The organism is Pseudomonas sp. FEN (assembly GCF_904067045.1).
Taxonomy (GTDB): domain Bacteria; phylum Pseudomonadota; class Gammaproteobacteria; order Pseudomonadales; family Pseudomonadaceae; genus Aquipseudomonas.
In genome coordinates, this window is sequence record NZ_CAJFDC010000010.1 from 422216 (window position 1) to 446314 (window position 24099).

The 24099-nt window shown below is 58.6% G+C and carries 26 protein-coding genes; 10 read left to right on the forward strand and 16 right to left on the reverse strand.

Annotated elements, in window-relative coordinates:
- Positions 1-2: 2 nt before the first annotated feature.
- From PFEN_RS10645 to PFEN_RS10665, 5 genes are all read right to left on the reverse strand, one after another.
- A complete protein-coding gene (locus tag PFEN_RS10645; protein ID WP_191486786.1) occupies positions 3-623 on the reverse strand; it encodes an NADPH-dependent F420 reductase in 621 nt (206 codons plus the stop codon).
- A 113-nt stretch (positions 624-736) separates the two neighbouring features.
- Positions 737-1678, reverse strand: a complete 942-nt coding sequence (locus PFEN_RS10650) for an SDR family oxidoreductase (protein ID WP_191486787.1) — start codon at positions 1676-1678, stop codon at positions 737-739.
- Between the two features lie 84 nt (positions 1679-1762).
- Complete coding sequence (locus PFEN_RS10655) at positions 1763-2731, reverse strand: SDR family oxidoreductase (RefSeq protein ID WP_191486788.1); 969 nt, start codon at positions 2729-2731, stop codon at positions 1763-1765.
- A 432-nt stretch (positions 2732-3163) separates the two neighbouring features.
- Entirely contained in the window at positions 3164-4033 is an 870-nt protein-coding gene (locus PFEN_RS10660) for an AraC family transcriptional regulator (protein ID WP_191486789.1), read from the reverse strand.
- A 317-nt stretch (positions 4034-4350) separates the two neighbouring features.
- Positions 4351-4923, reverse strand: a complete 573-nt coding sequence (locus PFEN_RS10665) for a DJ-1/PfpI family protein (RefSeq protein WP_191486790.1) — start codon at positions 4921-4923, stop codon at positions 4351-4353.
- Here PFEN_RS10665 and PFEN_RS10670 point away from each other — a divergent pair.
- From PFEN_RS10670 to PFEN_RS10690, 5 genes are all read left to right on the forward strand, one after another.
- The gene (locus PFEN_RS10670; RefSeq protein ID WP_191486791.1) at positions 4910-5293 is read left to right on the forward strand and encodes a hypothetical protein; all 384 of its coding nucleotides are present in this window, start codon (positions 4910-4912) and stop codon (positions 5291-5293) included. The two genes, PFEN_RS10665 and PFEN_RS10670, sit on opposite strands and share 14 nt — an antisense overlap.
- A gap of 176 nt (positions 5294-5469) precedes the next feature.
- On the forward strand, positions 5470-6231 hold the full coding sequence (locus tag PFEN_RS10675) for an SDR family NAD(P)-dependent oxidoreductase (protein ID WP_191486998.1): 762 nt from the start codon (positions 5470-5472) through the stop codon (positions 6229-6231).
- Between the two features lie 247 nt (positions 6232-6478).
- The gene (locus PFEN_RS10680) at positions 6479-6886 is read left to right on the forward strand and encodes a DUF3224 domain-containing protein (RefSeq protein WP_191486792.1); all 408 of its coding nucleotides are present in this window, start codon (positions 6479-6481) and stop codon (positions 6884-6886) included.
- Positions 6887-6952: 66 nt separating this feature from the next.
- Positions 6953-7312 (forward strand): hypothetical protein, encoded by a 360-nt coding sequence (locus PFEN_RS10685; protein WP_191486793.1) that lies wholly within the window; start codon positions 6953-6955, stop codon positions 7310-7312.
- Positions 7309-7779 (forward strand): hypothetical protein, encoded by a 471-nt coding sequence (locus PFEN_RS10690; protein WP_191486794.1) that lies wholly within the window; start codon positions 7309-7311, stop codon positions 7777-7779. Before PFEN_RS10685 ends, PFEN_RS10690 begins: the two co-directional genes overlap by 4 nt.
- Here PFEN_RS10690 and PFEN_RS10695 read toward each other — a convergent pair.
- The 3 genes from PFEN_RS10695 to PFEN_RS10705 all read right to left on the reverse strand — a co-directional run bounded on the left by PFEN_RS10695 (position 7763) and on the right by PFEN_RS10705 (position 11567).
- The gene (locus tag PFEN_RS10695; RefSeq protein ID WP_191486795.1) at positions 7763-9598 is read right to left on the reverse strand and encodes a putative Ig domain-containing protein; all 1836 of its coding nucleotides are present in this window, start codon (positions 9596-9598) and stop codon (positions 7763-7765) included. The genes PFEN_RS10690 and PFEN_RS10695 overlap by 17 nt on opposite strands.
- The gene (locus PFEN_RS10700; protein ID WP_191486796.1) at positions 9598-11241 is read right to left on the reverse strand and encodes a hypothetical protein; all 1644 of its coding nucleotides are present in this window, start codon (positions 11239-11241) and stop codon (positions 9598-9600) included. Before PFEN_RS10700 ends, PFEN_RS10695 begins: the two co-directional genes overlap by 1 nt.
- Positions 11242-11309: 68 nt before the next feature.
- On the reverse strand, positions 11310-11567 hold the full coding sequence (locus PFEN_RS10705) for a hypothetical protein (RefSeq protein ID WP_191486797.1): 258 nt from the start codon (positions 11565-11567) through the stop codon (positions 11310-11312).
- Positions 11568-11637: 70 nt separating this feature from the next.
- Between PFEN_RS10705 and PFEN_RS10710 the strand changes: the two genes are divergently transcribed.
- A complete protein-coding gene (locus tag PFEN_RS10710) occupies positions 11638-13764 on the forward strand; it encodes a TonB-dependent siderophore receptor (protein ID WP_191486798.1) in 2127 nt (708 codons plus the stop codon).
- Positions 13765-13862: 98 nt separating this feature from the next.
- Here the strand turns inward: PFEN_RS10710 and PFEN_RS10715 are convergent, their stop codons facing one another.
- Together PFEN_RS10715 and PFEN_RS10720 are read right to left on the reverse strand one after the other, a co-directional pair.
- Positions 13863-14717: a nitrate- and nitrite sensing domain-containing protein gene (locus PFEN_RS10715; RefSeq protein WP_191486799.1), complete on the reverse strand. Its 855-nt coding sequence runs from the start codon at positions 14715-14717 to the stop codon at positions 13863-13865.
- Between the two features lie 5 nt (positions 14718-14722).
- Positions 14723-15853, reverse strand: a complete 1131-nt coding sequence (locus PFEN_RS10720; RefSeq protein WP_191486800.1) for a methyl-accepting chemotaxis protein — start codon at positions 15851-15853, stop codon at positions 14723-14725.
- A 437-nt stretch (positions 15854-16290) separates the two neighbouring features.
- Between PFEN_RS10720 and PFEN_RS10725 the strand changes: the two genes are divergently transcribed.
- A complete protein-coding gene (locus PFEN_RS10725; protein ID WP_191486801.1) occupies positions 16291-17139 on the forward strand; it encodes a hypothetical protein in 849 nt (282 codons plus the stop codon).
- Positions 17140-17325: 186 nt separating this feature from the next.
- Here PFEN_RS10725 and PFEN_RS10730 read toward each other — a convergent pair whose 3' ends face one another.
- Entirely contained in the window at positions 17326-18165 is an 840-nt protein-coding gene (locus PFEN_RS10730) for an MBL fold metallo-hydrolase (protein ID WP_191486802.1), read from the reverse strand.
- A complete protein-coding gene (locus PFEN_RS10735) occupies positions 18162-18719 on the reverse strand; it encodes a sugar ABC transporter (protein ID WP_191486803.1) in 558 nt (185 codons plus the stop codon). The genes PFEN_RS10730 and PFEN_RS10735 overlap by 4 nt, the downstream gene beginning before the upstream one ends.
- A gap of 159 nt (positions 18720-18878) precedes the next feature.
- On the opposite strand from PFEN_RS10735, the gene PFEN_RS10740 reads away from it, so the two are divergent.
- Positions 18879-19781 carry a LysR substrate-binding domain-containing protein gene (locus PFEN_RS10740; protein WP_191486804.1) on the forward strand — a complete coding sequence of 301 codons (903 nt, stop codon included), beginning with the start codon at positions 18879-18881 and terminating at the stop codon, positions 19779-19781.
- Between the two features lie 178 nt (positions 19782-19959).
- On the opposite strand, the gene PFEN_RS10745 is transcribed toward PFEN_RS10740, so the two are convergent.
- Positions 19960-20661 carry a hypothetical protein gene (locus PFEN_RS10745; protein WP_191486805.1) on the reverse strand — a complete coding sequence of 234 codons (702 nt, stop codon included), beginning with the start codon at positions 20659-20661 and terminating at the stop codon, positions 19960-19962.
- Positions 20662-20823: 162 nt separating this feature from the next.
- Between PFEN_RS10745 and PFEN_RS10750 the strand changes: the two genes are divergently transcribed.
- Positions 20824-20964, forward strand: coding sequence for a hypothetical protein (locus tag PFEN_RS10750; protein ID WP_191486806.1), 141 nt, complete (start codon positions 20824-20826; stop codon positions 20962-20964).
- A 168-nt stretch (positions 20965-21132) separates the two neighbouring features.
- Positions 21133-21345 (forward strand): hypothetical protein, encoded by a 213-nt coding sequence (locus tag PFEN_RS10755; RefSeq protein WP_191486807.1) that lies wholly within the window; start codon positions 21133-21135, stop codon positions 21343-21345.
- A gap of 48 nt (positions 21346-21393) precedes the next feature.
- Here PFEN_RS10755 and PFEN_RS10760 read toward each other — a convergent pair whose 3' ends face one another.
- From PFEN_RS10760 to PFEN_RS10770, 3 genes are all read right to left on the reverse strand, one after another.
- Positions 21394-22281, reverse strand: coding sequence for an alpha/beta fold hydrolase (locus PFEN_RS10760; RefSeq protein WP_191486808.1), 888 nt, complete (start codon positions 22279-22281; stop codon positions 21394-21396).
- A gap of 27 nt (positions 22282-22308) precedes the next feature.
- A complete protein-coding gene (locus PFEN_RS10765; protein WP_191486809.1) occupies positions 22309-23073 on the reverse strand; it encodes a substrate-binding domain-containing protein in 765 nt (254 codons plus the stop codon).
- Positions 23074-23148: 75 nt separating this feature from the next.
- A complete protein-coding gene (locus PFEN_RS10770) occupies positions 23149-24090 on the reverse strand; it encodes an SMP-30/gluconolactonase/LRE family protein (RefSeq protein WP_191486810.1) in 942 nt (313 codons plus the stop codon).
- Positions 24091-24099: the final 9 nt, after the last annotated feature.

Below are 24099 nucleotides of genomic sequence, written 5' to 3' on the forward strand. Positions count from 1 at the left end.
ATTCAGCCGATATCGACTTTCATGGCGATGTCCCAGCTGCCGGCGCCGTTTTTGGCCAGGCCGATCATCATCAGGGCGAGCCACTCGAGCGTCTGGGCCATCTGCAGGCCGCCGACATCCAACGGACGCAGCCCGAGACTCTCGAGGAAGCTCGAGACACGCGCCTTGGCGTCCGCATCGTCCGCCGCGATGAACGCGTCGAGGCGTTTATCCTTGGCAAGTACTTGGCCGAAGAGGGTATTGAACGCCTTGACCACATGCGCGCTGGCGGGGGCGCCCTTGGCGATCTCCTGCGCACCGGAACTGCCGTGGGGGGTAACGAGGCCCGAGAGATCGGGAGCGACCGGGTTGGTGATATCGATGATTACCTTACCATCGAGCGCTTTCCCAAAGTCGGCCAGTACCGCCACCGCACTGGGGTACGGCACGGCGAGAATGACGATGTCGCCCGCCGGAGTGGTGCCGTAAGTCCCTGTGATCGCTGCGGATGCGAGCTTGTCGGCAAGCGCCCGCGCCTTGGCGGGATCGCGGCTGACCACCTCGACGGTGTGTCCGGCCTTGGCGATACGGCCGGCGATCGCCGTGGCCATGCCGCCCGAACCGATGATGCTGATAGTGCTCATGTGCAGTCTCCATTCTGAAATCAGGTGTTTTCCGTCTTTTCTGGACGGGTCACGTCGTCGCGGCTTGGCCACCCGCCGGGCGCGGTGCGACCCGGCGGTGTGCCGTCACCTCATCAGTCGGCCGGGAAGTAATGACCGTTATCAAGATCGGCGAAGAGTCCGGGCTGGGTCGGTTCCCAGCCAAGAACCCGGCGCGTGATGGCATTCGATGTCGGGGTGTCCAGCGTGACCAGATTCGCAAGGAACCCGAAGTAGCCAGGCAGCATCAGCACGTCCGCGGGAATAGGCACGGCCGGCAGATTCAAGCGGCTGGCAATGGCTTCGGCGATCTGGCGGTACGGGACAGCCACGTCGGCGATTGCATGCCAGCTTCTGCCCGCGGCGCCTTTCTCCAGCGCCAGGCGAAACACGCTGGCGAGGTCGCGGGCGTGCACGGCCCCCCAACGGTTGGCACCGTCTCCGGGGTAGCCGACGACCCCCTTTTCCTTGGCCAGCCCGATCAACAGCGGCAGGAAGCCGGCGTTATCGGTGGAGCTGTGCATGATCTCGGGGATTCGCACGATCGAAGACCGTATGCCCTGTTCAGCGAGACCGATCACCGTGGTTTCCACTATGTTGCGAACCCGCAGAGTATTTTTGTACGGATCGCCGCCAGGAAGGGGCGGATCCTCCTCGGTGGCCGGTCGGCCCAGGCCCTCCCACCCAGGCGAGCCGACGCTTCCAGACACGACCAACGGCTTTCCGCTTCCGGCCAGTGCTTGGCCATAGGCGAGCATGATCTCAAGCTCCGCGGCCGCAACGGCGTTGATCCCGCCGGTTGGAATCAGGTCCTGCCGGTGCGCGAGGTGGATGACGCCGTCCGAGGCTGCGGCCGCCTCCTTGAGCCCCTTGAGATCCTCGAGATTGCCGCGACGTACCTTGGCGCCGAGCGCAGCCACTGCCGCTGCGGCCTTGTCGGACCGAGCCAGGGCCGTGACCTCATGGCCGGCGGCGATAAGATCGGAGATGATGTACGGACCGGAATGGCCAGTGCCGCCGGTAACAAAAACGTGCATATGCGTGCTCCTCGTGGGTGATGGGGGGCGAGAAAAAGTGCTAGGGGGCTGTGCCGGGCGCATTTGCGATCCAGCGCCCCGCCGTCAGCTCAAGTCAGTCGCTGGAAAGTAATGGCCGTTGTCCAGGTCCTCGATCAGACCGGGCTGAACGGGGTCCCAGCCAAGAGCCTGGCGAGTGATGGCGCTCGACGCGGGGAGGTCCAGCGTGGCCACTGCCGCCAGGAACCCGAAGTAGCCCGGCAGCATCAGTTCGTCCGCAGGGATGCTCACGGCGGGTATTCCCAGGCGAACGGCTATAGCCTCGGCGATCTTGCGGAACGGGATTCCCTCGTCGCCGATCGCGTGCCAGGTTTTGCCTGCGGCTCCCTTCTCGAGCGCCAGGCGGAACACAGAGGCAAGATCGCGGACGTGCACGGCGGGCCAGCGGTTCTTGCCGTCTCCCGGATAGCCGGCGAAACCCTTTGTTTTCGCGAGCATGATCAACTGCAGGCGACCGGTCGCACTGTGTAAGAGAGTGGGGATCCGCACGATCGACGATCTGACACCTCGCTCGGCGAGGCCCACGACGGTGGTTTCCACGATATTGCGTGCCAACAGAGTGCCTGAATCGATCGGGCCGCTAGGTAGAGCGGGATCATCCTCGGTCGCCGGGCGGCCCAGACTGACCGGTGCGCCGATAGGCGCCGCCCTGCCCACGTTCATGGGCGTGCCGATACTGCCTGCAACGACCAGTGGCTTATCCGTGCCCGCCAGCGCCTCGCCGAACGCGAGGACGGTCGCGAGTTCCGATTCGGCCAAGGCGGCGATCCCGCCGGACGGAAGCAGTTCGGCCCTGTATCCGAGGTGGATGACACCGTCGGACTCAAGCGCCGCCGCCTTGAGCCCTTTGAGGTCGGCAAGATCTCCACGACGCACCTTGGCGCCGAGCGCGGACGCCGCTGCCGCGGACGCGTCTGACCTTGCCAGAGCGATGACCTCGTGGCCGGCTGCGATGAGGTCGGGGATGACGTACGAACCGACGTGGCCGGTGCCGCCAGTGACGAAAACGAGCATGTTATTGGCCCTTCTGAGCAGTGTGATACGGAACGCGCTGGTGCGACTGCGCTCAACGTACGAGCCATGCTGGTCGTTTAACTTGTAAAAAGCAAGTGATCTGCGGAGATTTACTTGTGTTATGCAAGCGATGTTGAGGTCCGGCCATGAAAACAACATCTAAAGAAGACGTTCGGTACCATTGCGCGGTGAACTATGGCGTGGAGATGACCAGACTGGTCTTGTCCGAGCCACCCGGTCGACTGGCACTGACAGAAATCATGAACTGAAACCGGCACGCTGAGCGTCTTTGCCGAGGAACCGGCTCTGCACCCAGACCGAAGCCGACTTTTTCAACAGAATCGGCCGATTTCAGCCTGTGGTGGCTGGCAGAAGTCGACCCTGGACAGACACTCGTCAACGTCAGCTCAGGGTCGAAGGCTGCTTGCTCCGCTATTGCAGCGGAACATACACATCGGTTTGCCATTGATCCTGCGGCGTCTCGGGATAGACGCTCAGGTAATGGAAGAACAGCGGCTGGTCACGAAGTTCCTCTCCACTGGCAGGAAGCCAATCGCGGTAAATCGGATAGATCGTTTCGCCGATGTGATCCGGTGACCCCACGTGTCGCACCACGACGCAGCGACCGGCAGGAATGACGATCTCGTGCACGCCGAACTCATTCGGAGCCACGGCCTCGTGAATCTCGCCGCAGATTGCGAAGCGGAACGCTTCTGGAGGTGTCGTATCGGGGTTGTTATAGGGAATGCCAAAGGTGCGACTCGATGCCACCGGCGACTGTCCGCTCTGCATACGCCACTCGATGAACGTGTTCGTCGTCTCATTGACGAGCCCGGCTGGTCCGCAGTGCTCAAGCGCTGCTACCTTGACTTCAGGGAAATCCACGATTCGTATTTGCATGATGATCGTCCTGGAAAAGTGAGGGATTGCGAATACCGCATTCCAGATTTGCCAGTTCGGTTCCTTCCTGAACGCACTCGGCGTCGTACCGAACACCCGCCTGAACGCCCTGCAAAATGCCTCGGGACTTTCAAAGCCGGCACTGAGTGCGGCGTCCAGTACCGAGTAATCAGCGAGGGAGGCCAGGCTATGTGCCGCGCGTCGTAGTCGCATCAGTTGCACATAACGTGAGACAGGCACGCCAACGAACGCGGTGAATTGTCGATGGAAGTGAAACGCCGAAAAGTTCGCCACCTGGCTCAACGTCTTCACCGACAGGTCACCTTCGAGATTGGCATCAATGTAGGCGAGTACGGCGTTGAAACGTTTTGTGTAAGCGAAATGGGTCGGCCTGTCAGACACTGGGAAAAGCTCCTGGAAGTACGGTCGGCAATAGAGTCGACCATAGCGGCGCGAACGCGCCTAGCCGCGCTTGCTCAAGGCACATTTTGGGTTGGCCAATGCGATCTCTTCCAAGGCGTTCCTCTATCGTTTGAGCCGCTGTTGGCCGTTGACGCTGGCCGCCTGCTCATCCAGGACCGAGTCCATTTTCAGCGGTGCCAGCTCGATCAGATATTGGGCGGGTCCGTTCACAGCCGCATGGGCCGCTCGGAAAATACGTGCCAGTTGAGCGGGAGCTGATTGCAGCGGCTGATGCGTACCACTGAAATACCCAATATCTAGGCGGACCGGCGGTGCTCGGCAGCGTGCATGGCCAGGTAGGCTTTGAGGTTTTCGTCACTGATCCCCACGGTGCATAAGATTTCAGCCATGAAACTGACCGGAGCGGTACCTGGTGCCGTTATTACGCGCTTGTCGGCTACCGCATAGGGGACATCCTGATAGTAAGCCACTCCACCATAATTCAGTTTCGACAGGTTCTCAGCCGAGTTGGATGTGTGGCGCAGGTTATCGAGCACGCCTGATTGTGCTAACACACGGGTACCGTCGCAAATGCCGGCGAGGATGATGTTTCTTTCATGGGCCGCGATAATCAGGTCCGTGATATTCGGGGCCTGATCGGTCTGCCAGAGGGTCCCCCCACATATGATCAGCAGGTCGAGCTCATCGAGCTGTATGGCTTCGATCGCCAGGTGTGGGGTGACGACCATCCCTCCAGAGGAGGTGACTTGGGTGCCCCCTGAGGTCGCAAAGCGCGTATCGAAGCCGTAGTAGGCACGACCGGTGGAGTTGATCAGGGCTGTTTCCCAATCTGAGAAATTCTCGGTGAGAATAGTAATGGCACGTGTCATTAGAGTGTCCTTCTCTTACGGCATTGATAAAAATTTTAGGGGCCTTTCCCTCATAGGCCCACAGGCTAACAAATATGATCGTCAGTTTTTGTCAGTAGCATTAGCCCTTGAGTTCCTGGCGCTGACCACCGATATGCAGCAGAGAGCAATACCGGATTGTCCGGCATGTGATGCCTGGTCCGAAATGATGCTGCCATTGAACGAGGTTCTTTCAACCTGTGGGAGCGCGTTACCAGCGCACAGCTTTTGGCGCACCTCCGGTGGATCTCTCGTCGACTTCGACCTGTTCTGGCAAAATCGGCGGCATGACTTCGCTCCCCAATCTTGTTGTCCCTTCCGTGACCTCGAAACAAACATCAGTAACTCGTGAAACGGGTGCACACTGAGATATCCAGACTGCATTTTAAGAACCAGTTGCACAAATATGACTTCCAACAGCACGAAATTCAGGGTCGGCAACTACCAGCAGATAGGAAACGATTCCCACCTACGATGACCCACGGTGCTGCGGTGGTGGTTCTCTGGCAACCAATTCGAGATTTCCATATGAAACCCAATCCGCCAATCGATAACGCACTACGCGTCGCGTTGGTTACAGGATCCACTTCCGGTATCGGCGCAGCCATTGCACGTACACTGAGCCGGGCAGGCTATGCGGTGGTCCTCCATTCGCGAAACTCTGCGGATACGGGGCGTGCTATGGCTGCCGAAATGAAACAGGCTATCTACGTGCAAGCTGATCTTGCTTTTGAAGCTGACAGGGTCAGGCTTGTTAACGAGGCGATCGCCGCGTGGGGTCAGCTCGACGTATTGGTCAATAACGCCGGCATCAGCAGAGTTATTCCGCACAGCGACCTTGCCTCAGCCACTTCGGCGGTGTGGAACGAACTTAACGAAATCAATGTGGTGGCGCCGTTCCACCTAGTCGCATTGGCCGAATCGGCATTGCGCGATGCCGCCCGTTACCGTCGAGCAGGTAGCGTCGTAAACATCAGTTCGCATGCTGGTGTCCGCCCTAAGGGCGCATCCATTCCCTACGCGGTGAGCAAAGCTGCGCTCAATCACATGACCCGCTTGCTCGCGGTGTCACTTGGGCCAGACATTCGCGTAAATGCTGTGGCGCCCGGCTTGGTCGACACGCCTCTGACCGCAGAGTGGACAGGTGCCCAAGAGTTGTGGCGAGATCGCGCCCCAATGCGCAGGGCGGCTAGCCCAGACGACATTGCAAACGCTGTTGTAATGTTGGTTGATTCGGACTACTTAACCGGTGAGATACTCCTGTCAGACGGCGGATTAAATCTGACCTAGGTTTAGCGCTCTCCGCAGGGGCGGCGCGAGAAGACCAGTTACTTTGTTTTGCCGACGGGCTCAAACGCCGGACGGATACGATAGCTTTGCAGAGCGGGCTAGATGACTTTGCCGGATGGACCCGCCAGAAACGCGATGCAAACCGTTACTGGAGCGCAATGGTCTACCAGACGAATCAGAGTTGAGGTGCGTGCTTTATTGTGGAGTAGAATGAGAACTTCACTCATTTGGATAGAGACGGACGTGAATGGAAGCGTTAGCCACTTTTTCTACCAAGAATTTCAAACCAACAGGTCTGAGCCCAACCCCCGAGATTACTACCTCCTTGCCAGTGTCTGTCAGCACCATGGAGAAATGCTACTTGGGTGCTATCGACGGTGTTTCCTCAACAGTTTTTACTGCTGCGTTCGACCAGACGACCAGGACGGGCAGTTACATCGCAATTGAGAGCTTCAAAGGTGCGGTGAATGGGAAAGAAGGCGCCTTCAATTTCATCCACTCAGCCTCCACAACCGGCACTGATCGGGCAGATGAATTTTTCTGCATAGTCAGAGGCAGTGGTACAGGTGATTTGAGAGGGATATCGGGATCAGGAGGGATCAAAATCGACACCGATGGCACGCACCATATTTGGTTGAATTACCAACTCGAATAGGTGACGCGGTGAGGGCTTCCCGCGACGCGTCCGATGCATCAAGGGATCAAGGGAGAGTGTTGAGTCGTGCTGCTGATTCGTGATTCACAGATGGCGATCCTGGCACAGCCGGTCGAGCATGCCGCGGCACTGCGTATTGCGCGGGCGGCTATCGGGCATTGGCCGCAGCGGCTGGGCAAGGCCGCCGCCGAAGAGCTGGTTCCCCGGGTCCTGGCCAACATGGACGAAGCTCGCGAATGGGGCCTGCGCAGCGAGGAAGATTTCATGCGTTTCTTCAACCTGGAACTGGCCTTGGGCGTGGGTTTTCACCAGGCGCCGGAAGGGGAGTGGGCACGGCGCATTCTGCTCAATGAGCGGCTGACTATCGCCTCCCGACTTGACCAGCTCACCGACGGCGCCGCGCAACGCTTGAGGGCCAGGGCATGAGTGCCTGGGACAGTCAGCCGGGCGTGTATGCAGAGGCGCCGCGCGTTCGCGATACGGACTCGCTGCAGGCCATGGATTACGCGGCGAAAACGAGCCGCGGCGCGAGCGTGACCCTGGAGCCGGTATTGCCCTGTCAGCAGGGCAAGGTCTGGCTGGAGCTCACGGTGCAAGACAGCCGTGGGCAACCCGCCGCGCGGACCGATTGCACGCTGAAAATTCCCGAAGGCAATGGCATGACGCGCAAGACCGACGACAAGGGTTACGTGAAGTTCGACGGGATCAGTGCCGACCCGGGGACCTTCACGGTCAGGCTGGAAACATCGGACAGTGCGCAGAGCGGTTACACGATCAGCGTCGTGCCCAGGAAGCCGGGCAGCGCGGTGCCGGCGGCGGCCGACGACCCAGTGCAGGAGGACCGATACTTCGGACTGCCCTGGGAGCGCGATTCGCTCATATGGACAGAGTGAACTTCACCGGCAGGTGATCGCTGACCCCCTTGCTCCACAACACCTCGCGAAAGATGGCGTTCCATTCGGACTGGGTGATGGTATTCACGGCGCCGGCCTTCGGAACGTAAGTGGCGTGTTCCTTGACCAGATCCGCCACCTTCAGGTGGGTGATGTCCGTGGCCTGAAAGCCGTTGGTGAAGACGTGATCGAAGGCGTTGCGCCTCCACTTGTCCTTCAGCTCATCGTCCGCATTGCCGCCCGCGAAAACGGCCAGGCTGCTTCTGGGCTTGGGTGGCGTGTGCCTCGTATAGGTCGTGGCCATGGCGGTAAAGGCCTGATGGTCGTCCTTGCCGGCGCAGCAACTGCGGTCACACACGTTGTAGTCGCCCACGATCACGGTGCTGGTGCGCAGACGTTCCGTGGTGATTTCCCGTAGCTCGGTGAGTTTCTTGACCATCAGGATATTGGCGTTGTTGACGTAGTTCTTGCCGGCTTGAGGTGGGGCGTGCAGTGCCACCAGAAAGAACCCGGGATGGCAGGTCGCCTGGAAGGTCAGGTTGAAGGTGCCCGTCGCTGTTGGCGTGCCTTCGAGGACGCCCGACTTGGACAGTTCCAGGCCGGCGGGCAGCATGCTGGTGGTGGTCCAGACCGTTGGCCGAAACCCGCCCGTGGCTTCCAGTTCCATGGAGTAGTCCAGGTTTTCCGTGCCCTCCGGCAAGCGGCTGGTGGAGATGGTCAAGGCATCGGTCACGGTGATGGTGCAGGTCTGGGTGGCCTTGACCGCGTTGCTGTCGGTGACCTCGAGATTGAATGTCTCCGTCGCTGCCGTGTGGTCGACGTTACCGTAGATGACGCCATCGGTCGGGTCGATGATCAGTCCGGATGGCAAGGCGCCCGAGACGCTCCAGGTCGGGGTTCCCCGCACCCATTCGGCCTGCGGTTCGAAATAGTAGTAATTGTGCCGCGAGGTGCTTGGCAAGGCCGCGGACGAGGTGATGGCGACGGTCTTGACCTCCAGCGTGCAGCTTTGCGAGAGGCTGGACGAGGAGTCCGTCACGTCCACATCGAAGGTGAAGGTACCCGTGACAGGCGGGGTTCCCTGAAGAGCACCCGTGGCGGTATGCAGGTTCAACCAAACCGGCGGTGTCGAGCCGCTCTTCCACTTCCAGGTCATGGGGCCTTGGGCGCCGCCCGCGGCGAGTGTTGTGTTGTAGGGGGCGCCGCATGTCGCCGTTGGCAGCGTGGCGGGGGAGGTGATGGTCAGCACCGCCGCGGGCACGACAGGCACAGGCGCCGCGGACTTGATGGTCAGGGTCGTGTTCCAGCTGACCGTTTCGGCCACTGCCGCGACATCGCGGAATTTGATCAGGTAGGGGTTGCGTCCCTGGAAGTTCAGTTTGGCTCCGTTGACGTCGCAATGCCTTATCTGACCGGGGTGAACATCCTTCCAGGGCGGATTCAGCGGACGCGGCTCGGGGCACAGCTCGTTCAGGTTCGGTCCTTCGAGCGCTATCTTGCTGGCGTCGTAGTACACCGCGACGCAATCCACCCGGGTGTCGCTGCTGCTCATCAAGGGTGGCACCATCTTCCAGTTCGCACTTTTCGAGAACAACCAGTTGTACAGCGCGAGCATGGCCTTGTAACCCGAGCCTTTGCTGACCACTTGTCCCAGCTTGCCTTTCTTGACCCCGGGCCTCGGCTCGATGATCACGAACAGGTCGCAGAGCTGCTGGTCCGCGGCGTCGTACAGTTGGCGCTGGATGATGTCGCGGTTCTTGGTATAGCGCGTATTGGCGAAGTCCTTGATGTTCCAGCTGATGACTCTGAGATCGGGCATTAATCCGACTTCCTTGGCACAGGTTTTCTGCGACGGGAAAGAGGTCTTGGCCAACTGACCACACCTTGCTGGCTCAGCACGATCGGTCCGTCGGGCGTATCGTCATCCTCATCGTCCTCCACGCTCATGCCTTTTTTCCTGTAGAGCGGCTGCATCGACAAGCGGGGTCGCCCATCGGGCGGCAGAAACTCGACCTGGTAATCGGCAATGCCGGTCATGTCCGCGGCGGGCGGGGGCAACTGGATGCTCAATGCCCTCAAGAGCTCCTCGGGGGGCACACCTTCACCGTCCGCGGTCATGGATATCGTGGTGTTCCACGAAATACTCAGCGGCATCTGGATCTCTCCAATTCTGCCAGTCCCTTCGGCCCAGAGCGACACGGCCTGGCTCGCGTCCGGGGTCCCCACGTTGCAGTGGACGTCCAGCTGTTCCAGATCGATGCGTACGTTGCCAGGAGACACCCAGGTCCCTGTGTTCAGGAGCGCCAACTGAATCGACAGGCTATAGAACGTCTGCGCGCGCAGATCGAAGAAGTATTCCATGCCGGTGATATGGTATCGGCAGGACTGCAAACCTCTGAGGCCCGAGACGAATGTGTCGCTGACCGCCGAATTGCCAGCGAGCAGTGGTTTCAGCTCGTCGAGCGTCCAGGAGGGGCGGAACTCGACTCCCGCCAAGCGAAAGGCGAGCACCTCATTGTCGGCAGGTACATCGGTCCATAAGGGCACGTACTTGCTGTTGCCCCAGGCCTGGCCGCCCAGGTTGAGTTGCGCGAAGGGTTCCGCGTTGCCATGAACCTCGACGTCAGCCTCGTCCTCTGCGTCCTCACTGGCAGGTTCTTCCGGAGTCTCGGTACTGATCTCGAAAAAGCAGCCTTGCAGTCGTATTGTTTTGCCGAGTGCAATCTGGAAGAACGGGAAGCTTTTCAGATGCGGCGCTACCCAGTTGAGCTCACGATCCAGCAGGAGCCCGTACATATACAACTGCTCCGGCCCTTCGATGATTCGTTTGAGGTTTTCGCCGGGTATGGCCCGCAGGATCACACTGACGCCCGCATCCAGGGGGAAAACCATGGTTGTGTGACGGAACATCGTTGCTCTTGAGCTACAAACCAGAACGGGATCGGCGACAGCGATATTTTCCAACTGTGGTTGCCAGGTATCCCGTGCCCAATCCTTGAGGAAGTTTTCTGCACTGGTGCCGTCAATGACCAGTGTGGTCATCGGTTCATCCATGCTCTCCGTGAACTCGATGCGGATCCTCAACAACGTGCCGTTGTAGTCCACTTCGCCATCGACCATGACCGTGGTTACGTCCAGCCCGGATTCGCCGCTGTCCATGAAAATCGCTTCTTCGTTGGAGCTGCGAGCTGACCAGTTGATGATCAGCGGCTGGCCTTGCTCCGGATCGAATGCCTCGTCCTGGACATACGGGACCTCAGATTTGACTTTCTTGCGGGGCCGATCTTCTTCATCGTCGTCGAAATCCACTTCCGTTTTATCGACCTTCAATGATTGGAGGACGGCACCTCTCCCGAGGAAGGGGGCCGCAAACTCTGCCACGCCAGCCAGGTATTTATCCTCGAGGCTCGTCGTCTCGGTCTGGTTAAAGTGATCGTAGATCCGCATCAGGGCGACGGACACGGGATTCTCCTTGGGGCGGGGGCGGGCCAGACGACACGCGTTTCCTTTTATTGGGGAGAATACTACTGTTAAGTGGCCATCTGGATGGGCCGGCGGATAAAAAAGGTGCGCCGAAGCGCACCTTCTTCCAGTCCCGGCGTTTCACTCCAGCCGCGCCACCAGCATGCCGGAGTAACGAAGAGTTCGATTACCAGGATGGCGGTGGCGGCGGCGAGGGCGATGAGGAAGTAGTCTGCCATCGGCGTCGCCACTCCATGGCGATCAGTCGAATCAGAGATGGCATTCAGAAAATACAAATGCGAATAAGTATCAAAAGCGGATAGCATGTTATATCATGTTCTGCGAATTATTGGCACGTATGCCGTACCATTTGGCTATTTTCTCAAGGTTTCCTAGATGCGTCTTACTCTGGTTTCTCTCTGCGTGCTTCAGGCGTTTTCTGCTTCCTCCTGGGCGGAGCAAGCTACAACCGATAAAACCAGTCTGGAATTGCAAGCGACCGACATCGTTGGGACGGCGGAGTATGAAACGGCTCAAGGTCCGGTGAATGGCTATCGTGCGACACGTTCTGCCAGCGCGACGCGAACCGATACTTCGATTCACGAAACTCCGCAGTCCATCAGCGTGGTGACCAAAGATGCTGCCGAGGACATCGGGGCCACTCGTCTTCAGGAGGCCCTCGATTACGCCGGTGGAGTAGGACGGGCTAACAACTTCGGTGGCCAGGGGCTGACCAGCTTCACCGTGCGTGGATTTACCACCGGCGAGTTCTATCGCAACGGTTTTCCAATCAACCGTGGTTATCCGAGCATGCCCGATGCGAACACCATCGAGCGGCTTGAAGTACTGCGAGGCCCCGCGACCACTCTCTATGGCCGGGGTGATCCTGGTGGCACATTCAATGTCGTTTCCAAGCAGCCTCTAGCTGAACGTACTGTGACATTGGGGAGTCAACTTGATAATCAGGGAATGAAACGTGGCACGCTCGATGCCTCGGGCCCGCTCGACGAAGAAGGACGTCTGGCCTATCGCCTGAATGTGGTGGGAGAGGGCGGTGATACCTTCCGCGATCATGTTGAAACCGAACGCTATGGCGTGACGCCAGTTGTTTCATGGCAGGTCAACGACGACACCAAGGTGATCTTCGAGGGCGAGTTCATGCGCAACAATCACCCGCTGGATCGCGGCGTGACGCGCTATCCGAATCAGATTGGCAGCGCATCGCGCGACACGTTCTTCGGTGAAAAAGACGTTGGCAAGTTGCACAACGACAACAACATGGCCCAACTGCGATTCGAGCATTTCCTGAGTGACAACTGGACATTAGGTGGTGGTTTCCAATGGCTTGATGGCACTTTGCAAGGCAATGCTATCGAGGCCAATGGCGTCGCCGCTGATGGGCGCACGCTGGGGCGAAACTTCAATTATCGGAAGCTGGAGTGGACGGATCATGACACTCAGGTGAACCTCACCGGGCATTTCTCCATAGGTGGTTTCGATCACACCTTGCTGACCGGTGTCGAGTACGAGGATTACGACTACAAGTCCATCATTCAGCGCTCCGCCGGTGCGCTCGGTGCCTACCCAATTGATATCTTCAACCCAGTCTATGGCCAGCCTCGTCCGGCTCTGACTCGCACGCCAACCAACGACAAGGAAAACCTCAAGACATACGCAGCCTTCGTGCAGGATCAAATCGCGCTGACTGAGCGTCTGAAGGTCTTGGCTGGCGCTCGCTTCGAGCGCTTTGAACATGACTACGAGACCTTTGTACCGGGTAGCAGGAGCTGGGAGGTGAGCGACAATGCGGTGACGCCGCGTCTCGGCTTGCTTTATGACCTTACCAATACCGTGGCGGTTTATGCCGATACCGCGCGCTCTTTCAAACCCAATACCGGGGCTAGTCGGCAGGGTGGCGGTTTTGAACCGGAAAAGGGCAAATCCTATGAGGTGGGTATCAAATGGGAGGCATTGAATCGCCAATTGAGTGTGGATGCGGCGATTTATCAAATTGAAAAACGCAACGTCCTCACCGTCGACCCCGTGGACTCGACATTCAGCGTGGCTGCTGGCGAGGTGCGCAGCCGTGGCTTGGATTTGAACGTGACCGGCAACGTCACCCCAGAGTGGCGGGTGATTGGCGGCTATGCCTATGTTGACGCAGAGGTCACCAAGGACAACGTGATCCGCTCGGGTACCCGGCTGATGAACATTCCGAAGAACAGCTTCAGCCTGCTCAACGTGTATGAGTTCCAGGATGGCAATCTGAAAGGTTTAGGTTTGGGGGTGGGTAGCAAGTACGTTGCTGAACGGGCGGGACAGACCGCTAACACGGGGTTTTCGATGGGCAGTTACACTGTCGTCGATCTGCTCGGCTTTTACAAAGTCAATGATAAGGTCAGGCTCAATCTCGATGTGAAGAACGTATTCGACCGTGATTATGAGGAGGGCGCCTTTGGCAATGTTTACGCCTATCCCGGTGAGCCGAGAACCGTTCAGGTTGGTATTTCTTACACGCTCTAGGCCATGAAGGAACCGCCGCCTGAATCGCCCTGGATTTTCCAGGGCCGTGGACTGGCAAGCAGGCGAGCATCTGGACGGTCTCTGGCATCCGTAGTCCCTTAGCGGGGCTGTAGCTGAGCCAGCGCCGTATCCACCAGGGCCAGCAGTTCATCAATGGCTTGGGTGGCGCGTTGGAAGTAGGCCTTGGCGGCAATCACCGGGCGTTCCTGGTCGAGCAGCTCGTCTTTTGTGCAGCGTAGAAAGTCCTCCACCCTCTGTTCGCGATGCTGCAGGCGGAACACGTCAGCCTGCGGGTGATCGCTGGCATGGCGTTGCAGAGTGGCGAAGGCCGTGTCGGCCAGCAGCTCGATCTTCTGGTAGAGAAAACGCATCCTCACGCGCTGCTCGGCGCTGCTCTGGCCGGCCGCCGCGATGCCGGTGCCCAAGGCACGCGCCTGGCCGGCCCATTCTGCCGCCTGGACGACCTCGTGCCAGATGCAGGGCAGGTAGCTCAGCTCGGCACGGCCCTCGCTCAGATCGATTTCGCTCGCCACATCCTCCATCAGAAAGATGCTGTTGCGAATGATCAGGTGATGCTGCGCCAGATTGTTCGCCCGGTCGCTACTGCGTCCCTCGCGCAGGCGTGACCAGTGATCGATCAAGCTGTTCCAGGCGGCCCGGTGCGTGCCGTCGAGCTCCTGGGCCGCACGGATATGCTGGTCCAGCCCCTGGCGTGCGGTGGCAAGATCCTGACTCAGGCTGGCATCGCCGCAGAGCACGCCGTTGCTCAGGCCGCGATGGCGCTGAAAGCCGGATATCAGTGCACGTAACAAGGCCAACTGGCGGATGTTCAACTGGATATGTTGGCGCTTTTGCCGCTGCCGGCGCCGGTGCAAGCCATAGAACAGCAGGGCCAGGGTGGCCAAGGTGCTGGCGCAAGCGAGTAAGAGCGCTAGTCCGTGCAATCCATTCATGCTGATTACCCCGTCAGATGAGCCAGGTGGTGGGCGATGGACCGCGCCTGATCGGCGGCCTGCAGGTTGTCGGCATTGCCTTGGCGGACGCGGTCGGCCAGTTCGGCGATTTCCGCAACGGCCTTGCCCTGTTGTTCGGTACTGACCGCCACTTGGTCGACCTGCCCGGTCAATTGCAGAGTGCGCTGCTGTACCTGATTGATCAGCGTGCACACCGCTTCGGAACTGCTGGCGCTGCGATGCGCCAGATGGGTCAAGTCGGACACTTGCACCGTGGCCTCCTTGATGTGCTGTTGCACCGATTCGATGTTGCGACTGATTTCTGCCGCCGACTCCTGGCTGTGCAAGGCCAAGCGGCGAACTTCATCGGCGACCACGGCGAAACCACGGCCGCTCTCACCTGCGCGGGCGGCTTCGATGGCGGCATTCAGGGCGAGCAGGTTGGTTTGCGACGCTATCTCGCGGATGGTGCCGGACATTTCATTGATGGTGCGCGAGTTGGTGTTCAGCTGGAGGATCAGTTCATTGGTGGTGATGGCCTGTTGCGCCATCTCGGACACCTGCCGCACCAAGTTGGTGAGCTGGTCGATCCCTTCGGTCAATTGTTCGCTGGCCATGACGCTGGTCTGACGCGACTCATCGGCCAGCGCCGCGACCTGCAAAATGCTCACATTCAGTTGTTCTATCGCCGCTGCGGCGACAGTGGCCGATTCGCTTTGCCCTTCGGCATTGCTGGTCACCAGCGCCGCGCTTTGTTCGAGTTCGTAGGAGGAGTGGGATATCTCATCCAGACGCTGCTGCAGCAGTTGTTGTTGGCGTTGTTCGCGGTTCAGCCGATGCTGAAGGCTTCGTCTGATCGGCTGCAGCAGCCACTCGGCAGTGCTGGCGGGCTCCCGAGCGCCATGCTGGGCGGCGTCTTCACAGTCGCGTTGCAACTGCCCGGTCTCCTGCAACAACAGCCACAGGCTGGCAATCGCCAGGTAGGCCAGTACCGCCCACAGGGGGCCTGTGGGCAGCGTCGCAGCGATCAGGCTGGTGGCGCCGCTCACCAGGCTGATTGCCAACAGCGTGCGGATCATGCCAACGATACCCCATTCGCGTAGCAGCAAGAATGCAGGGTAAGTAAGCCACTTCATGTGTCGGAATCTCCAGTGCGGTAGCCAAAAAAAACGCCTGAAGCCTCTGCAAAATATCCGCAGCGGATTCAGGCGCCTTTGCCTTGCAGGAGCTGGTCCTGCTGATGTGATGTGTTAGGAAGCAAGAGTGATGCCATAGGTTCGCGGTGGCTTTCAAAGGATCTGGACCACCATCGTTTTGCGCGCAGCTTTTGTCGCGGTGGCCCTACTGCTCAATCCTTGCCAGCGAGGCGAGTACACAGATGATCTGCTCACGGCCTTTCAACCCGCCCTTCGAAAGTTTTGCGGCCGTCGAGGGTGACCAAGGGGAGGGTAACGGTCTGCTACGTGTTCATCGGGATGATGGTTTTGTGCCGGGACATGGATGGTGGCGACTTGCTGGCTTTCTCGGGTGCTACTACGCTGCCATTACCCATACATTGCAGGGAGTGCTAGTGATGAGAGCCGTCGTTGTTCTACTTGTGCTGATTTTCCTAAGTGGCTGTCAACTCGCCAAGATAGTAACCACTTCGAAGATTCACCCCGACGTCGACGAGATAAAGCAGCAAGACGGGATCCTGGCAATAACAGAAATTAATAATACAAGAATATCGGGTCTTCCTGAGACGGTGACCAATTTATGCGAATCCGGGCAGCCGAAGGCGTTTGCAGCCGCGATCTGGGTACCCATCGCGGCAAAGGTTGTAGTGGATGTTGTTACAGGCGCAGTAACAGATTATGTCAAGAGGATTAAGTCTGAGTCATCGCGATCGGTAACATTCAAGACTGTGGTGATGAGCGGTTCTCTGATTGAGGCGAACTGTATTGCACTTGTGAGAGGTGATGAAAAAAATCCAAGTGCCGTGGTGGTATTGAAAGTTGAGGTATTTGGTGAAAAGGGATTTACCTTGCAACCGATTTTTGCACGCCTGAACAGAACTGTATCTTTGACGAAGTGTACAGCGAACTGCGGGGATAAAACGAAGTCGGAGGGGCAAGTGAATATGGTTGTCGCGGTATCTGGATCTGCTGCGGACGGAACTCTCAAAGACCTGGGGACGGGAGCGACCACGATAAGGGGATTGAGCATTCGTGCTCAAACAGTCAATGTTACCCAGGGCGTGGGGGCACCTACCAGCTTGATTGCCTTGCCTGCCGCCAATATACCCGTGCAGTTGAGTGTCTCGATGGCTGATATGGGGAATGTTGCTGGAGACCCGGATATTGCTCTAGGCGAAGTTCAAGCAGCAATGGCGGCGCTGAAGGAAGGTGCTGTTGCAGAGGTGAGTGCTCATTACAAGGACTAGGTGTTCCGTCTCGGAGAGTCATGGTCGCTTGTCGCAGATATAAAACAGCCCGACAGCGTCGGGCTTGAGTGGGTGTTGCCGGAGGCTATGAATCAACGTGCTCGTCCTTGAGTGACAGGAGCAGAAACGGCACGGCTGGGTCCGTTTTCATCGGGTCAGGGGACAGGCGGCACGACCTCTGCCTGCCTAGGCTTCATAGGAGATTTTGTAGGTCTTACCTGCCCGTTCGATGTGTGCAAAGCCGAGTTCACCAAGATGCATGCCAGCGATAAGGAGCTTGTCCGAACTGACGACATCCAATAGCTTCGACCGTGTAGCCGCGCAAAGAAGCGGATCTTGGTCGAATGCAATTGATACATTGGGACGAGCAATCTGGATCTGGGGAAAATGAACGATGTCTCCCCAAATCAACAGGCTGCGATCTTTGGATTCTAGGCGATAACCAGAATGCCCGGCGGTATGCCCCGGAAGGGACATCGCACTGATGCCAGGGAGTATTTCATTATTAGTGAACGTGCGTATCTTTTTCCGATACTTGTCAAATATCCTCCGAGCGAACAGAAAGTTTCCACGAACGCGCTCACTCGCTCGACTGAGATTGCCGTCGTCCTTCCAGAAAGAAACCTCCTGCTGGTGGACAACCAACTCAGCATCGGGAAAGGCAATTTCTCCAGATGCATCGATCAGCCCTCCGATATGATCGGGATGCGCATGGGTCAGAAGAATCGTATCTATTTCCGAGGGGCGCACGCCTGCAAGAGCAAGATTGGCCTGCAGCTTGCCACCCCATTGCTTGAATCCGCCTGCCCCCGCATCGATCAGGATCGTTCGGCCACGGCCACGAACCAAGTAGCAATTGATGTGGATCGACGACGGATCACCCACACCTGCTTCTTGCTGCAATCTGGTTGCCTCGGTTGGATCAATATTGGAAAGCCAATCCAGACTTGCACAAAGATATCCGTCACTGATGGCAGTGATCGAAAACTCTCCAATCTGCTGGCTCGGGAGTTTCATGTTATTCATTGCTGTAATTCTGGCCAATATTCGGATGTGGCGTCACCGCCACTCGTCAATTGCGCGGTCATCGGCGCATAGAGGTGGACGTCCTCCGGTAAATATTCCACACCGGACTCGATGGGACGATCGAGCTTCGCCAGCCATCGATGCTCAGGGTACTTCTCCAATGCGACTGCTTGAATCTGATAAGGCGTGAGGCCCATCGTGATGAGCGGCTCGAGGCCGGTTGTGCTCACCACCAGATACTCGTCTGCACCGATGGCCGGAGCTCGGTCAAGACCAGCATAAAGATTGCGGTGCCAATCGGTGATGTGCTGTTGCCAGCGCGCGAAGTTTCCACCGCCTTTCTGACGATAGTCATCTGCCTGAAGAACAGCGAGATTGTCGATCGAATGAAGCGCAAGGTAGACAGGGCACCCGGCGCTCAATGCTTTGAAGCGCTGCGAGGTATGGAATCCGTTCACTGAAATGAGCGCTGGCAGTTTTTCCAGGCTGTAATAATGATTCCACTCTGCTTCGCTGGCTGGATCGGCGAAGCTGCACTCGACGGTATAGATCATCAGATCACTCCTGGCCGGGAGTCTCAGGCGCCCGGGTTCGCTTGTTGATGTTCTGTCACGGTATGACGTGCATCGCGGCGTATAAATCGATTTTTTGGTAACCTTCAGTGAAGAAATATCAAGGTGGCCTGGGTACCTTGCCCTGAATCAGGAACGTTCATGCGCCGAAAGATTCCCAGCAACACTGCACTGATGGCATTCGAGGCTGCCGCCCGTCATGGCAGCTTCGCGCGCGCGGCGGACGAACTATCCCTCACCGAAGGGGCAATAAGTCGTCAGATCGGCCGGCTGGAAGCATTCCTCGATGTCATGCTGTTCGAGCGAGTCGGAAATCGCGTCCGACTCCTGCCTAACGGGGAGCGCTACGCAGCCCAGGTGCGGGAGTCGCTCGATCGACTGGAGCGGGATAGCCGATACCTGATGGGACAGCCGAGCGATGGCGCGAGCCTCGACATAGCCACCGTCCCGACTTTCGCTATGCGGTGGCTCATTCCTCGCTTGCCACTCTTCAGGCATAAGCGTCCAAACATCTCTGTGCACCTTACCGAGCGTACGGAACCCTTTGTTCTCGCCGGAAGCGGGTTCGATGCCGCAATCCATTTCGAGCATCCGGCCTGGACAGGAATGCGCCCGCACCCTCTGATGAATGAGGTGCTGGTTCCGGTTTGCCATCCCGGGCTTCTGAAGGGCGTCAAAACGGCAACTGCGCTGGATACCTTGCCGCGACTGCATCGGCGACAGAACCCCGATGCGTGGCAACACTACTCCCAGGAGACTGGAATCCCACTGACCCATCCGGCAATGGGGGCGCGCTACGATCTTCATGCAATGTTGATCGAGGCTGCTTTGGCCGGTCTTGGCGTTGCTCTGGTACCGCGCCTCTACATTGAAACCGAACTTGCGCAAGGTCGGTTGGTCGCACCGTGGCCAGATGGGAAAACCATCTCCAAAACCTTCAGCCTCATCCTCCCCGAGCCTATTGAACTGAGCAGGGAGCCAATACGAGCGTTTGCTCAATGGGTACTGGATGAAGCGAAGAAGACAACAATGGTTGAGCTGTAGGGAACTTCCTTCGACGTTTTGAGCTGACACTCTCCTTTCAGTGGGGGGGGGAGTCGCTGATTCCAGTTTGGCCCTGGCGGGCAAGAGCGCGCGCTCGTTCTCCTGCCCGCCGCTTTGGGTGAGGCTGACGCTATCGCTATCGACACGGAGTCGCGGCGCAAGACCGGAAAAGGTTTGGCTAATCCGGAATAACCCGTGTTTCGTCGTAACCCATCCGGCCATCGCCATGCTCAATGAGCACGTTCACACCGTTGCTCTGGACCGTAGCCTCGATGTTCATATAGATCGGTGTCATTAACAAACCGGCCATGTCATCGACCTCCAGCGTCCTTACCAGATTGCCAGTCTTGATCTCGACCTCCTTGACCGCCTTCATGGTGATGTAGGGCACCTGGTAGGTTTCTACAGGGGCCTGGATGCCGTAGACGCCCAGGAACATTCGATCCTGGGTACGGGACCACATTGGGACTTCAACGTTGCCTTCAAGCAGTTGGTTGTTGTCATCGGTGTTGTCCAGGCGCCCCACCTGTTGCAGGTTGATCGGCAAGGTCCGCGTCCCGTCACGCCAAGTACCGCTTGCTCCTTGGTCAGTCACCGTCAGTGTGATCGGGCACTTTTTATCAGGCTCTTCGCAGAGCTCCAGTTGCTTTTCAGTCTGCTGCTTGCCATGTAAGGCAATCGGGATGCGATGCTCATCATAGTAATAACTGCCATCGACCTTACCGAGCTGACCTTGCTGCAACCACATATACGTCTGCAGCGACATATGCACCGAATGGCTACCCAGGGTTCCGGTGTAATTGCGCACCTCGTACCAGCCGGCCCACCCTGGCAGTGGCAGGCAGGTCAGGAGGAACGACAGTGAGGTGATTTTCTTCATGGGGGGCATTCATTCCGAGTGTCCATACAAGGTGTCGGTAGTTTAAACGGATCATCCGCTCGCCATTTGTGGTTTATCGCTTCGGATGATTGCTGCACTCGATGGGGCTGCTACCCTGATGTTGCTGGTGACACTCATCCTCCATCCTCCTGGTGATGTTTCATGCCCGTTTCCCAATCCATCGAAATGACCCCGCTTGAGAGCCTTGATTCGCTGATAGCATTGCTCCGTGCCGAGGGCTTGCCTCACGGAGACCTTGGCGAGCCTGAGCGTGAGTTCTGGCAGTTCCAGCACGGCGGCTAGTCCCTCGAGTTCCGTAGCCTGTGCCCGTCCACTGCCCGCTACCTGGCAAAGCGGCTGTCCTAGTTTCATTGTGATCAGTTCGGCAGTCAGTGTCGGTTTTGGTATCGTCCATCTGGTGGGGCCAGCTCAAATGGGGGATAGGTTTGCCTGGTCCTTGGCCATCATGATTTGGCCGAGACACTGGCCGATGCCGGTTTCATCGTGGCGGCCATCAACCTCGTTCCCGGCGCCGCGCATTTTGCTTTTCTCGCCCCCTGTTCTGCGCCGTTGAAGCAGGATGCAGCGGAGTTCTGCGTTGATGCCAAGGGATTCGACCGCGTTGCCGTGCACAAGCAGCTCAACGAAAGGGCGCTTGAGTTTTTTGAAGCGCATGTCCGCTAGATGATCAGGCGCGCGCCTTGAGCGACGTCGCGCCTGAGCAGACATGGGTTATTTGGCTTTCAGGCCATAGGTCTGGCTGGCAAAGGAGGCGATTGCATCCGCCATGGCTTGAGGTTGTTCGGGGGCCATGGCATGGCCGGTTTTTTTCAGCACGACTACCGAAACCCGGTCCCCGAGCATGTTCTTCAGTACCTGTGAGAAGCGGCGGGGCGCCACCGCGTCATCCTCACCCTGCAGGTCAAGAATCGGCGCCTTGCCAGCGGCGAAATAGTCGTCCACCGGCGTGGTGTTACGCGCATGGGATTCAGCTTCGTGTGTCGCTTCGTGCCAGCCGTCGAGCCAACCAGTCGGGTCATTGCCCGGCGCAAAGAACGCTTGCTTGAGGTAGATCAGGCGCTGCTCCTTGGACAGCGACAGGTCGCCGGCACCGTCGATGGCCTTGCGCATTTCCGGACCGATGGGCTTTTCTGTCGAGCCTGGTGGTACCTTGCCAGCTGAAGCGGCGGCCAACACGACACCGCGTACCAGGTCTGGGCGATCAGCGGCCAGCTGACGCGCCGGGAAGTTGCCCCAGGCATGCCCGACTACTACCACAGGCCCGGATTTTTCATGCTCGACGACGGCGGCGACGTCCTTGGCAAAATCATGGACGGAGAGGTTTTCCATCGGCCCGACGCTCTTGCCGATGCCGCGCGGTTCAGGGCGTACCACCCGGAAACCCTTGGCCTGCAGATCCTCCGCCACCTGGTCATAGTCACGTCCCGAGCGGCCGAGGGAGGGCAGCATGACAATGACCGGACCCTTGCCTTGGGACGTTACGTCGATCTGTACGTTGTCGTACTTGATCACGTCGTGTTGCAGGGCAGAGCTGGCAAATGCGCTGGCGCAGGCGGTCAGCATGGCCGCCGCGCAGAGGTTCAAGGCGAATTTTTTCATTGTTATTCTCCGGTATTGTTGAAAAAGTCAAAGGGTCTTGCCGGGTTCCAGGCCACTCTCTTCAAGCAACTGAATGGCCGGCTTGCTGGTCAGGTATTCGATGAAGGATCTGGCGGCGGCCGATTGAGTCGATTGTTTGGCCACCACGGCGGTGAACAGGCTGATCTTTTGTACCTTGTCGGGTAGCGGGCCGACGAAGTCGACACCGGGGGTGACTTTCAACTCGCTGACTTGCTGCATGCCCAGTTCGGCATCGCCGCGGGCCAAGGCCGTCCCCACCAGTTCCTTGCCTTCGATCACCACGCTTTTCGACTTCATCTGTTCGCTGATACCGAGCTTATTGAACAGGGTCGTCGAGATGTAGACGCCGCTGGCGCCTTGCGAATAGGCGACCCGCTTGGCGTTCAGGAGTGCCTGACGCAGCGCATCCACCGATGAAATATCGGGTTTTGGCTGGCCCTTGGGGACGCCAACTCCGATCCGAGAGGAGGCAATCTGGGTGCGAGTGGCCATTTCGAATGAGCCGGTGCCCGAGAGTTGGTCCAGTGTTTCGGCGGCCATGATCGCCAAATCCATGGGCTCCTTGTGCAACACCCGCTGAGGGATCGAATCGGGCGACTCGCCCATCGATGGCCCCCAACTGATCAGCAGCTTGTTGCCGCTGGCTTTCTCGTAGGCCGGCTGCAGGTGTTGCATGGCACCCTTGAGTGCGCCGGTGGCAATGACATGCAACTCGGCGGCCTGCAGTTGGGCGCTGACAGCGAGCAGACTGCCGAGGCCTGCGGATACCATAAGCGACGCTTTTGTTGTTTTTTTCACGACTGTACCTTTTGGGGGTTGGGGTTGTGGATCAACGGTCGACACCTCTCAGGTGGCGCCGCGGGTATTCACGTAAAGCGAATAAAGTGAGGTGGTAGAGGCCATCAGCAGCCGGTTGCGCCTGGGGCCAGCGAAGCACAAGTTGGCGCAGCGCTCCGGCAGGTCGATATGACCGATGGCGGTGCCGTCCGGGGCGAATACGCGCACACCATCCAGGCCTGCCTCGCCGCTACCCCAGCCGCACCAGAGGTTGCCATCGATATCGATACGCAAACCGTCAGGCGTGCCGACGCCGGCATCGATCAAGACTTTTCCGGCATCGAGTACCTGGCCTTCGCTGACGTTGAAAGCCTTGATGGTGCGCGGTCGGGCGCGGGACTCGACGACGTACAGGGTTTTTTCGTCCGGTGAAAAGGCCAGTCCGTTGGGCCCTTGCACGTCGTCGGCGACACAGCTCAACTCGCCATTGAGCGGGTCGATGCGATAGAGGTTGGCAGGCAGTTGCGCACAACCCTTTTGCCCCATGTAATCGCTTGCCAACCCGAAGGGTGGGTCGGTGAACCAGATGGAGTCGTCGGACTTGACCACCACATCATTGGGGGAATTGAGCGGCAGCCCCTGGAAATGGCTGGCCAGTACCGTCTGGCTGCCGTCATATTCGGTACGGGTGACCCTGCGGCCGCCGTGCTCGCAGACGATCAGGCGGCCCTGGCGGTCGCGCGTCATGCCATTGGCCTGGTTCGACGGGTAGCGCCATACGCTGAGCGCGGCGCTTTGTTCGTCCCACTTGAGGATTCGGTCGTTGGGCAAGTCCGTGAACAGCACATGGCGGGCGTCACCGAACCACACCGGCCCTTCGGCCCAACGCAGGCCACCCGCGACGCGCTCAACCTTCGCATGCGCCAGCCGATAATGGCTGAAGCGCGGGTCGAGTTCGCGAACGGCGGGGTCGGGGGTTCGCAGGCTGGGTTGCCAGGGAAAGTCGGGCACGGTCGGTTT

Coding starts and splice junctions, on each gene's coding strand:
- PFEN_RS10725 (WP_191486801.1), top strand. CDS start 16,291: ATGAGAGCCGTCGTTGTTCTACTTGTGCTGATTTTCCTAAGTGGCTGT.
- PFEN_RS10745 (WP_191486805.1), bottom strand. CDS start 20,661: ATGAAGAAAATCACCTCACTGTCGTTCCTCCTGACCTGCCTGCCACTG.
- PFEN_RS10690 (WP_191486794.1), top strand. CDS start 7,309: ATGAGTGCCTGGGACAGTCAGCCGGGCGTGTATGCAGAGGCGCCGCGC.
- PFEN_RS10680 (WP_191486792.1), top strand. CDS start 6,479: ATGGAAGCGTTAGCCACTTTTTCTACCAAGAATTTCAAACCAACAGGT.
- PFEN_RS10705 (WP_191486797.1), bottom strand. CDS start 11,567: ATGCTATCCGCTTTTGATACTTATTCGCATTTGTATTTTCTGAATGCC.
- PFEN_RS10695 (WP_191486795.1), bottom strand. CDS start 9,598: ATGCCCGATCTCAGAGTCATCAGCTGGAACATCAAGGACTTCGCCAAT.
- PFEN_RS10665 (WP_191486790.1), bottom strand. CDS start 4,923: ATGACACGTGCCATTACTATTCTCACCGAGAATTTCTCAGATTGGGAA.
- PFEN_RS10645 (WP_191486786.1), bottom strand. CDS start 623: ATGAGCACTATCAGCATCATCGGTTCGGGCGGCATGGCCACGGCGATC.
- PFEN_RS10670 (WP_191486791.1), top strand. CDS start 4,910: ATGGCACGTGTCATTAGAGTGTCCTTCTCTTACGGCATTGATAAAAAT.
- PFEN_RS10655 (WP_191486788.1), bottom strand. CDS start 2,731: ATGCTCGTTTTCGTCACTGGCGGCACCGGCCACGTCGGTTCGTACGTC.
- PFEN_RS10740 (WP_191486804.1), top strand. CDS start 18,879: ATGCGCCGAAAGATTCCCAGCAACACTGCACTGATGGCATTCGAGGCT.
- PFEN_RS10715 (WP_191486799.1), bottom strand. CDS start 14,717: ATGAATGGATTGCACGGACTAGCGCTCTTACTCGCTTGCGCCAGCACC.
- PFEN_RS10750 (WP_191486806.1), top strand. CDS start 20,824: ATGCCCGTTTCCCAATCCATCGAAATGACCCCGCTTGAGAGCCTTGAT.
- PFEN_RS10720 (WP_191486800.1), bottom strand. CDS start 15,853: ATGAAGTGGCTTACTTACCCTGCATTCTTGCTGCTACGCGAATGGGGT.
- PFEN_RS10735 (WP_191486803.1), bottom strand. CDS start 18,719: ATGATCTATACCGTCGAGTGCAGCTTCGCCGATCCAGCCAGCGAAGCA.
- PFEN_RS10710 (WP_191486798.1), top strand. CDS start 11,638: ATGCGTCTTACTCTGGTTTCTCTCTGCGTGCTTCAGGCGTTTTCTGCT.
- PFEN_RS10730 (WP_191486802.1), bottom strand. CDS start 18,165: ATGAATAACATGAAACTCCCGAGCCAGCAGATTGGAGAGTTTTCGATC.
- PFEN_RS10760 (WP_191486808.1), bottom strand. CDS start 22,281: ATGAAAAAATTCGCCTTGAACCTCTGCGCGGCGGCCATGCTGACCGCC.
- PFEN_RS10650 (WP_191486787.1), bottom strand. CDS start 1,678: ATGCACGTTTTTGTTACCGGCGGCACTGGCCATTCCGGTCCGTACATC.
- PFEN_RS10765 (WP_191486809.1), bottom strand. CDS start 23,073: ATGGTATCCGCAGGCCTCGGCAGTCTGCTCGCTGTCAGCGCCCAACTG.
- PFEN_RS10675 (WP_191486998.1), top strand. CDS start 5,470: ATGAAACCCAATCCGCCAATCGATAACGCACTACGCGTCGCGTTGGTT.